Raw genomic sequence first — 13595 nt, 5'->3', positions numbered from 1 at the left:
CACTGGCAGAACTTGAAAATGAGGATGGCGAAGCTTAACAGAGTGTTTCCGGACGAGGTTGCACGAACCTGCAAATCGCGTTGAGCAATCGGGCGGCAGATCGTCACAGGTCTGAAGGATCGCGGCTACGCTGTGATAAAGTCCGCGACCCGCGGGACTTACACTTTGCTCGTCGGCCATTGATTGGCATTGATGTAGCCACCCTTCGGTTCCCTCCATGTGGCCTGCCCGGCTTGTTGCTGCATGAGTAGAACCCTGCACCCTAATAAAATCAGAGATGCCGTTATGACCGCTTCATCCCCTTCTCTCTTGCAACGCCTGAAACGCAGCAGCCTGGTCACGCAAATCATCATCGGCCTGATCGCCGGAATTGCCTTGGCGTTGTTCGCGCCTGAGCTGGCCAAGTCCACTGCCTTTATTGGCAAAGTGTTCGTGTCGGCGCTCAAGGCTGTCGCGCCGATTCTGGTGTTCGTGCTGGTCATGGCCTCGATTGCCAACCACAAGCACGGCCAGGAAACCCATATCCGCCCGATTCTGTTTCTGTATTTGCTGGGCACCTTTGGGGCAGCCGTGGTGGCGGTGGTCGCCAGTACGCTGTTTCCGTCGAGTCTGGTGCTGGCTACCCAAGATGTTGCGGTGACCGCACCGGGCGGCATCAGCGAAGTGCTGCAAAGTCTGCTGCTCAGCGTGGTCGATAACCCGGTCAGTGCGCTGATGAATGCCAACTTCATCGGCATCCTGGCGTGGGCGATCGGCATGGGCGCTGCCATTCGCCATGCCGGCGAGACGACGCGCGAGGTGCTGGGTGACTTGTCCAATGGCGTGACCTTGATCGTGCGTTTGGTGATTCGCTTTGCGCCATTGGGGATCTTCGGTCTGGTGGCCTCGACCCTCGCCACCTCCGGTTTCGGAGCCTTGATCGGTTACATGCATTTGCTGGCCGTGTTGCTGGGCTGCATGCTCTTCGTGGCGCTGGTGATGAACCCGGCCATTGTGTTCTGGAAGCTACGTCGCAACCCGTATCCGCTGGTACTCACCTGCCTGCGCGAGAGCGGCATCACTGCCTTCTTTACCCGCAGTTCGGCGGCGAACATTCCGGTCAACCTGGAGTTGAGCAAGCGTCTGGGCCTGCACGAAGACACCTATTCGGTGTCGATCCCGCTCGGCGCCACCATCAACATGGCCGGCGCCGCGATCACCATCACCGTGCTGACCCTGGCTGCCGTGCACACCCTGGGCATCGCCGTGGATATTCCGACGGCCATCCTGCTCAGCATTGTCGCGGCGATCTGTGCCTGTGGCGCCTCGGGCGTGGCCGGTGGTTCGCTGTTGCTGATTCCGCTGGCGTGCAGCCTGTTCGGCATCCCGAGCGAAATCGCCATGCAAGTGGTAGCGGTCGGTTTCATCATCGGTGTGTTGCAGGACTCGGCGGAAACCGCGCTGAATTCCTCCACCGACGTGCTGTTCACCGCGGCCGCGTGCCAGGGTGAGGAACTGAAGACCCAGAAAGCCCGGGAAGCCCAGCGCTTGGCATAACAGGAGCCAGGCTGGCGCGGAACCTGTGGGAGCGGGCTTGCTCGCGAAGACGGAGTGTCAGTCGACATCATCGTTGCCTGATACACCGCCTTCGCGAGCAAGCTCGCTCCCACATTTCGCCGGCAAGCCTGGTTCCTACAGAAGACTCTAGCCCTGAGACAGGTGTAAAACCTATTCAGGACGAGACAGACAAAACGAAAAAGCCCGCCAAGGCTTACACCTTGGCGGGCTTTTTTGTACCTGGGGCCGGTTTAGAACGCGCCCATGTAATCGCGCTTGCCCACTTCCACGCCGTTGTGACGCAGCAGTGCGTAAGCGGTGGTCACGTGGAAGAAGAACTGCGGCAAACCGTAGCTCAGCAGATAAGCCTGGCCAGTGAAGCGCTTCTCTTTAGGCGTGCCTGGACGGGTAACGATCTCGATGCCTTCCTTGCCGTCGATCTGCTCGGGTTTGATCTCGCCGATGAAGGCCAGAACCTTGGCGATCAGCGCTTGCAGTTCGGCGAAAGTGGTTTCGGTGTCATCGTATTTTGGCAGTTCGACTTCAGCCAGACGCGCCGAAACGCCTTTGGCGAAATCAACGGCGATCTGCACCTGACGTATCAGCGGGAACATGTCCGGGTACAGACGGGCTTGCAGGAACGCGTTCGGGTCGATGTTTTTCGCGGTAGCGTGGGCTTCGGCTTTGCTCAGGTTGTTGCTCAGGGCATTGAGCATTTGCTGGAAAACCGGAACGGAAGCGGCGTACAGGGAAATAGTCATGATGGTCTCGTGTGGTGACAGGCGTAAAAACGTGGAGCGATTATAGCCATGCCCGACCGCCCTGCGGCTTGTCTTTTATCCTGCAAGGATTAGGCTAGGCGGCTTCGACTGCATGCTTCGACTGCATAGGGAAAAGCGCGATGAGCACTGAGCAAGAAACGACCTCCGACGAACCGCGGCTCAACAGCACGGAAATTCGCATTCTGGGCTCGTTGATCGAGAAACAGGCCACCAGTCCGGAAACCTATCCGCTGACGCTCAATGCGCTGGTGATTGCCTGCAACCAGAAAACCAGCCGCGAACCGGTGATGAACCTCAGCCAGGGCCAGGTCGGCCAGAGCTTACGCGTTCTGGAAGGTCGTGGTTTTACCAGACTGGTGATGGGCAGCCGTGCCGACCGCTGGGAGCATCGGGTCGACAAGGCGCTGGAACTGGTGCCGGCGCAGGTGATTTTGACGGGGTTGTTGTTCCTGCGCGGCCCACAGACGGTCAACGAACTGCTGACCCGCAGCGGCCGCATGCATGACTTCGAAGATGCCGAGCAGGTGGTGCATCAACTGGAGCGCTTGATCGCCAGAGGTCTGGCGCTGTTGATCCCGCGTCAGGCCGGCCAGCGCGAAGACCGGTACATGCATGCGCTGGGCGATCCGGCGGATATCGAAGCGATCCTGGCTGCCCGGCAGAATCCGGCGGAACGTGGTACCAGTGGTGGTGTGTCGGTTGAGCGAATCGAAGAGCTTGAAGCGCGGATTGCGGCGCTGGAAGAGCGGCTGGCGCGCCTCGAATAAACGCCTTGCTCGCGATGTACCGAGGTCTTTGTGGCGAGGGAGCTTGCTCCCGCTGGGTCGCGAAGCGGCCCCAAACCAGTGGATGCATTACGTCTGGCACACCGGGTTTGCCTACCTTGCGACTGCTTCGCAGCCGAGCGGGAGCAAGCTCCCTCGCCACAGGTCCGTGCTCACTCTAAGTTGCTACTCGCCGTCCCAGTAATCCACGCCATCGGCCTGCCTGGCGACAGCGACGAAGCCCGAAGTATTGCCCTGGGCATCGACCTTGAAGTCGTCCATCACCACGTATTTGCCGGAGTCCGGGTATTCGCAAATGTCCGGTGATTGCTGGCTACTGACCGCCAGATAGCGCAATTCGCCGTTGCTGGTATTGATGATCTGGTGCGCGGCTTCAGGACCGCCCGCCGTGCAGGCGATCACGTCACCGGCGCGGATCGGAAAGCGTTCGGCGCCAAGGCGAACTTCCCCTTCCCCGGCCACAATGTAGAACATCTCTTCATTGACCCGATGGCTATGAAAAGGACTGCCGCGCATGCCCGGCTCCAGGGCATATAACCGATAACCCAACTTTTGCGCGCCCAGTTGCTGACCGATGCGGGCAAAGCGTTGCTTATAACGGCTGGCAGCGTCTCCGGTGGGAGCAAAACCTTCGGGCAGCAGTAAAAGTTCGGCCTGATCCAGTTGAGAATGGCGGGATGCATGAAAACCTCGGTCACAGTGGCTGGAGAGCAAGTCTGCGCTTGCTGGTGGCCAGTATAGGCGGGGGATATTCGCGGGCAATGCCGGGGCAGGCTGGACACCGAGTCGCGGCAATCGCGGGCAAGCCCGCTCCCACAAGGTCAGCGCCGACGGTCTGTCAGTCCTATTGATGCAAGATGTGCCGGCCCCTTCGCGAGCAAGCCCGCTCCCACAAAGGTCAGCGCCGACGGTCTGTCAGTCCTATTGATGCAAGATGTGCCGGCCCCTGCGCGAGCAAGCCCGCTCCCACAAGGTCAGCGCCGACGGTCTGTCAGTCCTATTGATGCAAGATGTGCCGGCCCCTTCGCGGGCAAGCCCGCTCCCACAAAGGTCAGCGCCGACGGTCTGTCAGTCTATTGATGCAAGATGTGCCGGCCCCTTCGCGGGCAAGCCCGCTCCCACAAAGGTCAGCGCCGACGGTCTGTCAGTCATATTGTTGCAGGATGTGCCGGCCCCTTCACGAGCAAGCCCGCTCCCACAAGGTCAGCGACGAACCTGTGGGAGCGGGCTTGCCCGCGAAGGGGCCGGTACATTCAATAGAAAATCGGGATGATCAGCCCCGGGCAAACGCCACGGCTTTCTGGAACTCTTCATCGGTCGGCCGCACGCCGGTGTACAACACGAACTGTTCGAGTGCCTGGATCGCAATCACTTCCAGCCCGGTGATCACCCGCTTGCCTTCGGCACGACCGCGCACGATCAATGGTGTTTCCGAGGGGATCGCGACTACATCGAAGACAGTTTCGGCCGCAGCGATAGCGTCAGGCTCGAACGCCAGCTGATCGGCCTCCGGTCCGCCGGTCATGCCGATGGGCGTGACGTTGATCAGCATCTGCGGGCGTTGCCCCCCCAAATCCGCCTGCCATGAGTAACCCAGCGATTCAGCCAAAGCACGCCCGGCACGCTCATTGCGGGCCACGATCAAGCCGTTTGTGTAGCCGCCATCGCGCAAGGCACTGGCCACAGCCTTGGCCATGCCGCCGCTGCCGCGCAGGGCAAAGGTCGAATCCTTGGGAACCTGATGAGTTTCAAGCAACTGGGCGATGGCAATGTAATCGGTGTTGTAGGCCTTGAGGTGACCGTTGGTGTTGACGATAGTGTTGATCGATTGAATAGCCTCAGCCGATGCATCCAGCTCATCGACCAAGGCAATACAGGCTTCCTTGAACGGCATCGACACCCCGCAACCCCGAATACCCAAGGCGCGGATGCCGCCAACGGCGCCCGATAAATCCTGGCTGCTGAAGGCTTTATAGTAGAAATTCAGGCCCAGTTGTTCGTACAGATGGTTATGAAACCGCAGGCCGAAATTGCCGGGGCGCCCCGAGAGCGACATGCACAGCTGAGTGTCTCTGTTGGGGTTCATCTGCATTGGAATCTCCTTCAATAGCACTTTCGGATGGACGGGATTAGCCACTTCACCGGTTCTGATTGATCATAAAAGCCAGTCTGCACTTGCCACACAGCCGTAAAGAAGCCGGTACAGACCTTACACAAAATTTACCCAATGGCTGTGCTGATTTTCAAAAAAATGCTGTCTTAGAAGTATCCCCGCGACAACTTGTGTCTATTGCAGACGCGAGCGCCGGGTCGAAGAACCGAGGACTTATCATGATCCGTAAAATCCCCACAGTAGCCTTGCTGATCGGTGCTCTTGCTATCGCAGGGCAGGCAGAAGCAGGTGGTCATGGTCATGGCGGCTGGGAAGGTCCGGCTGTGTTTGGTGCGATCGTCGGCTCGGCAATCATCGGCTCAGCCATAATCGGCCGTGACCGGCCCGTGTATGTAGAGCAACCGGTCTACGTTCAGCCACAACCGGTGTACATACAGCAGCCGCCTCCTGTTTATTACCAACCGGCGCCGGTCTACGTTCAACAACCGATGTACTACCGCCCGGCACCGATCTATTACGGTCCGCCACGCGGTTATGGTCCACCACGCGGCTATTACGGCCCTCCCCATGGTTATTATCGTGGCGACCGCTGGTAACACGCTCATCAGGCCCTGCTTTAGAAGCGGGGCTTTTTTTGTGACCACTGACAGGACGAAGTCTGAATAAATCTCGTCAAGGTCGCTGTCGGGACAGTACCGGCAGGTAAAGTTGGTCATATTTATGTCATGTCCGATCCGCAAGCTCGGATCTGTCCGTAAACAACAGGTTGATAAAAACAAGGACGACCTTCATGCCCACACAAAACCCGCATCGCATTGTCGGCTTGTGCACTTCCGGCAAGGTGTACAACGTACTGACCGAACTCAAACACCTGGAAGGCCATCGCAGCGCAAAATTCCTCTCGCTGCTGGCGGAAAACCTGGTGCGCAAAGGCCTGCTCAATGAGCAGGAAGTGGTGCATATGCTCGATCTAGTGGTGGATTGACCGCAGAACTCATTGGCATCAATGACGACTATCGAAAGCGTTGATTGTCCGTTCAAGCGTCCGATCCGTAAGGTAGCTCCATAGATTAATGGAGGTACTTATGGCTCAGGTTCAGATCATGTCAGTTATCGGCAGCGCCGTTCCCGCACAGCTCAGAGCGCGAGGATTGCTTGCCTGTTGGTATCTGGTGCAGGACGGCGAACCGATCAGCGGCCCGCTCATCTCGCTTCCCGCCGCCCAAGCCTTGTCACAACGTATCGACTCAGGCCAGCTCAGCGCTTAAGGCAGCTGAACCTTGGGCTTGGAATCGATGAAAATCGCCCAGCTCGACACGAACAACGCCGCGATCAACGGCCCGATGACAAAACCGTTCAGGCCAAAAAGCGCCAGGCCGCCCAGGGTCGAGATGAGGATCAGGTAGTCCGGCATTTTGGTGTCCTTGCCCACCAGAATCGGTCGCAGGACGTTGTCCACCAGGCCGATCACGAACACCCCGAACAAGGTCAACACGGTGGCTTGCCAGATCGCGCCACTGAACAGAAAATACGCCGCCACCGGTATCCAGACGATACCCGCCCCCACCGCTGGCAACAGCGACAGAAACGCCATCAACACCGCCCAGAGCAGCACGCTCGGGATGTCCAGAAACCAGAAAATCAAACCACCCAACACCCCTTGCGTGATTGCCACCAGCAGGTTGCCTTTCACCGTGGCCCGCACCACGCGATTGAACTTGAGTTGCAAGCGACGTTTCTGGTTATCTTCCAGCGGTATCGCCGCGCGCACTTTGCGCGCCAGTTCGGACCCGTCCCGCAGGAAGAAAAACAGCAGATAGAGCATGACGAAAAAGCTCACCACGAACTTGAACGTCCCCTGACCAACATCGAACGCCTTGGTCGCGACAAACTGGCTGCCTTGCATTGTGCTCTTGATGATTTTTTCCCGTAGCCCGCTCAGTTCGCCCATACCGAAACGATCAAGCAAGTACTGAACGTACGGCGGCAGGCTTTGTTTGAACTGCGACACATACCCGGCAATGTCCAGTTCGCCGCTTTCGATTCGGTTGTACAGCGCTGCGCCTTCTTGAACCAGCAAGGTACTGATGGTGATTACCGGCAGGATCGCGATCACCACACAGAGACACAAGGTGAACAGGGCCGTCAGGTTGCGTGGCCAGCCGAACCTCTGTTGCAACTGATGCTGCAAGGGCGAAAACAGAATGCCGAGGATGACCGCCCAGAACACCGCACCATAGAGCGGCAGCAGAATCCATATGAAGGCAATGCTCACCAGGGTCAGCAAGACCATCAACGATGTGTTTTGCAGTTTCGTTTCGTTCATGTCCGATCCATTCAGTGCGCCGGGGCGCCGTTTGCGCGTCCTGATATTTAGTCCGCCCCGGCTCGCGCGAGTGCCATCTGTTTGTTCACCAAGCATAGATCCAGATCAATTACCCCCGCGGGCAAGCCGCTTATCCTTGCCGGCTTTTGCGATCGACACTGCCATGACCAGCGCCATAACGCTCACGCCCCCGGAACTGCTCGCCCCTGCCGGCACCCTGAAAAACATGCGTTATGCCTTCGCCTACGGCGCCGACGCGGTTTACGCCGGCCAGCCGCGCTACAGCCTGCGGGTGCGCAACAACGAATTCGATCACGCCAATCTCGCGCTCGGCATCACCGAGGCCCAGGCTCAGGGCAAGCGTTTCTATGTGGTGGTGAACATCGCCCCGCACAACGCCAAGCTCAAAACGTTTTTGAAAGACCTGGAACCGGTGATCGCCATGGCGCCGGACGCGCTGATCATGTCCGACCCTGGCCTGATCATGCTGGTGCGCCGGCACTTCCCGCAGATGCCGATCCACTTGTCAGTGCAGGCCAACACGGTGAACTGGGCCAGCGTCGAGTTCTGGCAGCAACAGGGCTTGAGCCGGATCATCCTGTCCCGCGAACTGTCGCTGGAAGAGATCGCAGAAATCCGCCAGCACGTCCCGGCGATGGAGCTGGAAGTGTTCGTCCACGGGGCGCTGTGCATGGCCTATTCCGGGCGCTGCCTGTTGTCAGGCTATATGAACAAGCGCGACGCCAATCAGGGCAGTTGCACCAATGCCTGCCGCTGGAAATACTCGGCGACGCCGGCCAGCGAAAATCAGCTCGGTGAAATCGTTCAGCAGTTCCGCCCCGAACCGACCCTGGGCATTGGCGCGCCGACCGATCAAGTGTTCCTGCTGCAAGAAGCCAATCGCCCTGACGAACTGATGCCGGCGTTCGAGGATGAACACGGCACCTACATCATGAACGCCAAGGACCTGCGCGCGGTCCAGCATGTCGAGCGCCTGACGCAGATGGGCGTTCATTCATTGAAGATCGAAGGCCGGACCAAATCGCACTTCTATTGCGCGCGCACCACTCAGGTGTATCGCCGCGCGATCGATGATGCGGTGGCTGGCCGGGTGTTTGATCGCAGCTTGATGACCGATCTGGAATCCCTGGCCCAGCGTGGCTACACCGAAGGTTTTCTACGCCGGCATGTGCATGACGAATACCAGAACTACCAAAACGGCAGCTCGGTTTCAGAGCGCCAGCAGTTCGTGGGCGAGTTGACCGGCGAACGTCGGGATCAGTTGGCCGAGGTGCGGGTGAAGAATCGCTTTGGTTTGGGGGATCACCTGGAACTGATGACACCCAAGGGCAACTTCCATTTTGATTTACATCAGCTGCAGAACGTCAAAGGCGAGGCTATTGAAGTGGCGCCCGGAGATGGGCACACGGTGTATTTGCCGATTCCGGATGCGGTGGATGTACGCTTTGGGTTGTTGATGCGGGATGTGGACGCGAGTTAAAAGCCGTCAAAAACAAGGCGCCAATTCTGCGGCGCCTGCGTATCAAACACTGTCACGACACTGTCGCCCAAGTGCGCAATAAATAAGTGAGGTAATAGCACGGAGGGATTTGTCAGGACCGAAGTAAATCATGACTTGTACTTCAACACGCATCCCGACTCGCGTTCTTTGACCGCGAGGACAATGACAACTGCTTGTACCAAGTATGGAAAGACGGCGCGTTCCGACGCGCAACCAAGCTGGCTTTATGTCGCGAACGTTCACGATCCAAGAGCAAACAGTGAACAAGCAGGGCAGCAGGGCTGGGACCGAATGTATATAGGATGTGTGACAGCCCCGGCATCGCGCCTACTTCACGCTCAAAACGTTGGCGAAAATATTACCCAGGCCAAACTGCAGAGGGAATTTACTTCCACGAAAATGCCTTGCTGTACAGAAAAACAAATATAGCCTTCAGCGGTCCAATAAGCATTTCAAACGCCCTCTAAAACGGCCGCCGAATAATTCGCCACGTCCATCGCCAGCCCGGCCTCCGCCAGCGCCTCCAGCAAGGCCGCTTGTGCCTCGAAGCGCAACCCGCGCTTAAGCGTCCGCGCTGCGTGCATTTGATCAAGTAACACACGGGTCACTTGATGAGGCGTGCTGATTTTCAGGCGCTGTAGCCAGATGGGAAGTTTCTTTTCGATTTTACGTTGCCTGACATCCGCGACACCCGCGGCCTTATCCGAAAAAGTATTTTTTGAAACCGCCACTATCTCTTCAAACACATCAGTCAACTTCTTCAATATATAACCCAACATCAAATCATCATAGGCGATCAACACTCATACTCCATTGCGCCAAAAATCATTTCTCTCGACAAACACACCCATTACCCGCCATCACATTACACCTTATTGAACAATCATTAGTGGACGCATTCTAACATTCACACCTTCTACCAATACACAATGTTTTAATAACACACTAACAAGACGTCGCTGACGTTTTATAACAATCATTGACACTCCAACGCTGACACCCTAGATTAATGGCACTCTGCCAACACCCAAACAAGACAATGCATAAACTTTGTTAAGTTAATGGAATGCTGAGTTTCTGAGTTATTTCATTTCCTGGTACAACGCATGAAATATGTAGACGACATTACAAAACTCTTTACTCGTTTTGGCGCCAATGCGCAGAGTTACCAGGAAATACAACCGAACTACAAAGATTTCAAAGACGACCCGGTTACAATGGCTGAGCCAGAACCGGCGGTGGCATCGCCTCCCCCAAACCCAGCGCCCTCTGTGTTTCTGCTGGATGAGCCACAGCCTTCTTTATTGATTGGCGCGGCGGTCGAGCCTGTGAAGAATGTTGTCCTCTCGCTACCTTCGCCCAAATCCTCTCCCCTGACCGAGCCACCTGCAAGTTCTGCTATGGGTGACCGTCAGCGATTGAGCGACCTGTTGCGTGAACTCAATCAGGTTCGTCGAGACGGTCTGCCAGAAACGACTCGCAAGCGGACCAAAGCCAAGGTCATTGCTATCGTTTCGGCGAACGGCGGGGTGGGTAAAAGCACCGTCGCGGCAGGCCTCGCAAAAACACTTCGGCGCCCTGGCGGGCGAACCATCGCGATTGATCTGGACCCTCAGAACGCGCTGTCCAGCCACTTGGGTATCACCAGGCAGGTTCCCGGGCTGATCCAGCTCAAAGAGCAGGACGCAGACTGGAACGCTCATCGCCTGTCGGGCTTTAGCGACAGTGAGTGCCTGCCGTTCGGCACTGGCGAGGTGAACGATCGCCGATTGCTCAGGCAGTTGATGCTTGAAGATTCTGACTGGTTGAATCAGCACCTTGCGTCAATGAACCTCAGCGAAAACGATACCGTGATCCTGGACACGCCTTCGGGTGCGACCGTCTATTCGCAACAGGCACTCGACGCCGCCGATCTGGTGCTGGTGATGACGGTAGCCGACGCGGCTTCCTACCTGGCACTGGACACCATGACCCAGTGGCTGGAAACCAGCCGGCGACGCGCGCAGCGACACCGGTATGTACTCAACCAAAGGGATGACTCACGTTCGTTCAGCAGGGACATGGGCGTGCTGTTTCTGCGGCGGCTCAGCGCTAACCTGATCGGGTCAATTCGTCTCGATCACCAGTTCAACGAGTCGCTGGCCTATGGTCGGGACCCACTGCAGTACGCACCTGAGAGCATTGGCTGCCAGGACATTCTTTCGCTGTCAGGCGCGGTCCATGCCCTGCTTTTCGCGGATGTTAACAGCCAGCAGGGCACGCCATGACCGCCCAGCTGAATCAGCCACCTGCAAAGACGTGGTGGTTGCAGGGGTTACTGGATACTGTCCAGGCTCGCGTCAGTCGATGGCCCCTGCGTGGGCGCCAAGGCCTGAAGATCTCAGCCGGGCTGATTGCGGCATTGTTGGTGCTGGGTATCCTCACCGCGCCGCTGAATCTGTATTCCCAGGCCGCGTTTGCCGTCGTCTGTTTTGCCGCCAGCCTGATCATCCGCAAGCAAGCCGGGCGTCTGGCGATCCTGACCCTGATCACCCTCTCGCTGATCGCTTCGTTGCGTTACATGTACTGGCGCCTGTCCGACACCCTGAACTTCGACAACTGGCAGGATGCCGTATTTGGCTACGGGCTGGTGCTGGCCGAACTGTATGCCTTGCTCGTCCTGGTGTTCGGCTATGTACAGACCGCCTGGCCGTTGCACCGCAAACCGCAGTTTCTGCAACAGCCGCCCGCTGAATGGCCGACGGTAGACGTCTTCATTCCCACCTATAACGAAGCATTGGGTATCGTCAAACTGGTGGTGCTCGCGGCTCAGGCCATTGACTGGCCCGAGGGCAAACTGCGGGTGCACATGCTCGATGACGGACGCCGGGAGGAATTCAAGGTTTTCTGTGAGCAGATTGGTGTCAACTACATCACCCGCGACAACAATCAACATGCCAAGGCCGGCAACCTCAACGAGGCACTCAAAGTCACCGATGGCGAGTTCATTGCCATATTCGACGCCGACCACGTGCCCACCCGCTCCTTCCTGCAGATCGCCATGGGCTGGTTTTTAAAGGACCCGAACCTGGCGCTGCTGCAAACGCCGCACTTTTTCTATTCACCCGATCCGTTCGAAAAAAACCTCGATACCTTTCGCTCGGTACCCAATGAAGGTGAGCTGTTCTACGGCCTGGTGCAGGACGGCAACGACCTGTGGAACGCGACCTTCTTCTGTGGCTCCTGCGCGGTCATCCGGCGGACTCATTTGCTGGAAGTCGGCGGCATCGCCACCGAAACCGTGACGGAAGATGCGCATACGGCACTCAAGCTCAATCGCCGTGGTTTCAATACCGCTTACCTCGCCGTTCCACAAGCGGCGGGACTGGCCACCGAGAGCCTTTCCCGACACATCAGCCAGCGCATACGCTGGGCGCGGGGCATGGCGCAGATTTTTCGGACCGACAATCCGTTGTTTGGCAAAGGACTGAACCTGGGGCAGCGCATCTGCTACCTCAACGCCATGATGCACTTTTTCTACAGCTTGCCCCGTCTGGTGTTCTTGACCGCACCCTTGGCCTACCTGTTTTTCGACGCGCAGATTTTCCATGCCTCGGCGTTGATGGTCACGGTCTATGTACTGCCGCATATTTTCCATTCCAGCCTGACCACCTCCAGCATCCAGGGACGCTTCCGTCATTCCTTCTGGAACGAAGTGTATGAGTCGGTATTGGCCTGGTACATCATGCGACCGGTGCTGTTGGCCCTGATCAGCCCAACGCTCGGCAAATTCAACGTGACCGACAAGGGCGGCACCATTGAAAAGGATTATTTCAACTGGAAGCTCGCGCGGCCTTATATCGTCCTGCTGACCTTGAACATGATCGGTCTGGCGATCGGCGTGGTGAAACTGATCGGGAGTGATTCTGCCGAGGCCACTACCCTGCTGATCAACCTGGCCTGGACCGTCTACAACATCGTCATCGTCAGCACCGCTGTGGCGGTGGCCACTGAGTCCTCTCAGGTGCGCAACGAACCCAGGGTGCCCGCGGATCTGCCCGTGCGCGTCTATCGCGAAGACGGCACCTGGTTCGATTGCATAACCCGGGACTTCTCACAAAACGGCGTGGGTCTGGCACTGCCACCGCAGGTTCTGCTCAGCGTCAATGAGAAGCTGCAACTGTGCATTCTGCGCACACCACCCTCAAGCCTCTTTCCCGCAAATACGGTCTTCAGCAACGACAACGTAGCGGGCGTGCAATTCGAGGGTTTGACCCTGCGCCAGCAAAGTGAGCTGGTGCGATTGACCTTTTCACGGGCCGACACCTGGGCCAACACGTGGGGTAACGGCCGCCTCGACGCGCCAATGTCGGCGTTGCGCGAGGTCAGCAGCATTGGCTTTCGCGCCATCCTGCGCTTGTTCGTTGCAACCCTAAAGGACAGCCAGGCGCTGCTACGCAGACGCCCGGACACTCCATCACCCATCGACTCCACCGCGGACACGCAACGATCTTGAAACCTTCCATTCGCCGGACCTTTCTTCCTCGTCGCT

General features: G+C 57.7%; 12 protein-coding genes and 2 pseudogenes. 9 read left to right on the top strand and 5 right to left on the bottom strand.

Annotated elements, in window-relative coordinates:
• Positions 1-285 precede the first annotated feature (285 nt).
• Both sstT and AB3226_RS23870 read left to right on the top strand, forming a co-directional pair.
• Positions 286-1536, top strand: a complete 1251-nt coding sequence (gene sstT / locus AB3226_RS23875) for a serine/threonine transporter SstT (protein ID WP_367374876.1) — start codon at positions 286-288, stop codon at positions 1534-1536.
• 25 nt (positions 1537-1561) lie between these two features.
• Positions 1562-1648: pseudogene (locus AB3226_RS23870) on the top strand (metal ABC transporter ATP-binding protein); the annotation flags it as partial.
• A gap of 139 nt (positions 1649-1787) precedes the next feature.
• On the opposite strand, the gene AB3226_RS23865 reads toward AB3226_RS23870, so the two are convergent.
• On the bottom strand, positions 1788-2297 hold the full coding sequence (locus AB3226_RS23865; protein ID WP_367374875.1) for a DUF1993 family protein: 510 nt from the start codon (positions 2295-2297) through the stop codon (positions 1788-1790).
• Positions 2298-2437: 140 nt separating this feature from the next.
• On the opposite strand from AB3226_RS23865, the gene AB3226_RS23860 reads away from it, so the two are divergent.
• Positions 2438-3085 (top strand): YceH family protein, encoded by a 648-nt coding sequence (locus AB3226_RS23860; RefSeq protein WP_217857236.1) that lies wholly within the window; start codon positions 2438-2440, stop codon positions 3083-3085.
• Between the two features lie 183 nt (positions 3086-3268).
• On the opposite strand, the pseudogene AB3226_RS23855 reads toward AB3226_RS23860, so the two are convergent.
• A pseudogene (locus AB3226_RS23855) lies at positions 3269-3786 on the bottom strand (cupin domain-containing protein).
• A 590-nt stretch (positions 3787-4376) separates the two neighbouring features.
• Positions 4377-5195 carry a shikimate 5-dehydrogenase gene (locus AB3226_RS23850; RefSeq protein WP_367374874.1) on the bottom strand — a complete coding sequence of 273 codons (819 nt, stop codon included), beginning with the start codon at positions 5193-5195 and terminating at the stop codon, positions 4377-4379.
• Between the two features lie 239 nt (positions 5196-5434).
• Here AB3226_RS23850 and AB3226_RS23845 point away from each other — a divergent pair, with 239 nt between their 5' ends.
• From AB3226_RS23845 to AB3226_RS23835, 3 genes are all read left to right on the top strand, one after another.
• Positions 5435-5812, top strand: coding sequence for a hypothetical protein (locus AB3226_RS23845; RefSeq protein WP_367374873.1), 378 nt, complete (start codon positions 5435-5437; stop codon positions 5810-5812).
• A 194-nt stretch (positions 5813-6006) separates the two neighbouring features.
• Complete coding sequence (locus AB3226_RS23840) at positions 6007-6201, top strand: hypothetical protein (protein WP_123720366.1); 195 nt, start codon at positions 6007-6009, stop codon at positions 6199-6201.
• Positions 6202-6301: 100 nt separating this feature from the next.
• Positions 6302-6484 carry a hypothetical protein gene (locus AB3226_RS23835; protein WP_367374872.1) on the top strand — a complete coding sequence of 61 codons (183 nt, stop codon included), beginning with the start codon at positions 6302-6304 and terminating at the stop codon, positions 6482-6484.
• Here the strand turns inward: AB3226_RS23835 and AB3226_RS23830 are convergent.
• Positions 6481-7542, bottom strand: coding sequence for an AI-2E family transporter (locus AB3226_RS23830; RefSeq protein WP_367374871.1), 1062 nt, complete (start codon positions 7540-7542; stop codon positions 6481-6483). The genes AB3226_RS23835 and AB3226_RS23830 overlap by 4 nt on opposite strands.
• A 163-nt stretch (positions 7543-7705) precedes the next feature.
• Here AB3226_RS23830 and yegQ point away from each other — a divergent pair, with 163 nt between their 5' ends.
• Positions 7706-9043: a tRNA 5-hydroxyuridine modification protein YegQ gene (gene yegQ / locus AB3226_RS23825; RefSeq protein WP_367374870.1), complete on the top strand. Its 1338-nt coding sequence runs from the start codon at positions 7706-7708 to the stop codon at positions 9041-9043.
• A 473-nt stretch (positions 9044-9516) separates the two neighbouring features.
• On the opposite strand, the gene AB3226_RS23820 is transcribed toward yegQ, so the two are convergent.
• Positions 9517-9867 carry a hypothetical protein gene (locus tag AB3226_RS23820; RefSeq protein ID WP_367374869.1) on the bottom strand — a complete coding sequence of 117 codons (351 nt, stop codon included), beginning with the start codon at positions 9865-9867 and terminating at the stop codon, positions 9517-9519.
• Positions 9868-10170: 303 nt separating this feature from the next.
• Here AB3226_RS23820 and bcsQ point away from each other — a divergent pair, with 303 nt between their 5' ends.
• Positions 10171-11331, top strand: coding sequence for a cellulose biosynthesis protein BcsQ (gene bcsQ / locus AB3226_RS23815; RefSeq protein WP_367374868.1), 1161 nt, complete (start codon positions 10171-10173; stop codon positions 11329-11331).
• Positions 11328-13559 (top strand): UDP-forming cellulose synthase catalytic subunit, encoded by a 2232-nt coding sequence (gene bcsA, locus AB3226_RS23810; RefSeq protein WP_367374867.1) that lies wholly within the window; start codon positions 11328-11330, stop codon positions 13557-13559. The genes bcsQ and bcsA overlap by 4 nt, the downstream gene beginning before the upstream one ends.
• Positions 13560-13595: the final 36 nt, after the last annotated feature.

It is taken from the genome of Pseudomonas lini (assembly GCF_964063345.1).
GTDB lineage: Bacteria > Pseudomonadota > Gammaproteobacteria > Pseudomonadales > Pseudomonadaceae > Aquipseudomonas > Aquipseudomonas lini_B.
The sequence above is the reverse complement of the archived record's forward strand: the minus strand, read 5'-3'. Positions and strand labels throughout refer to the sequence as shown.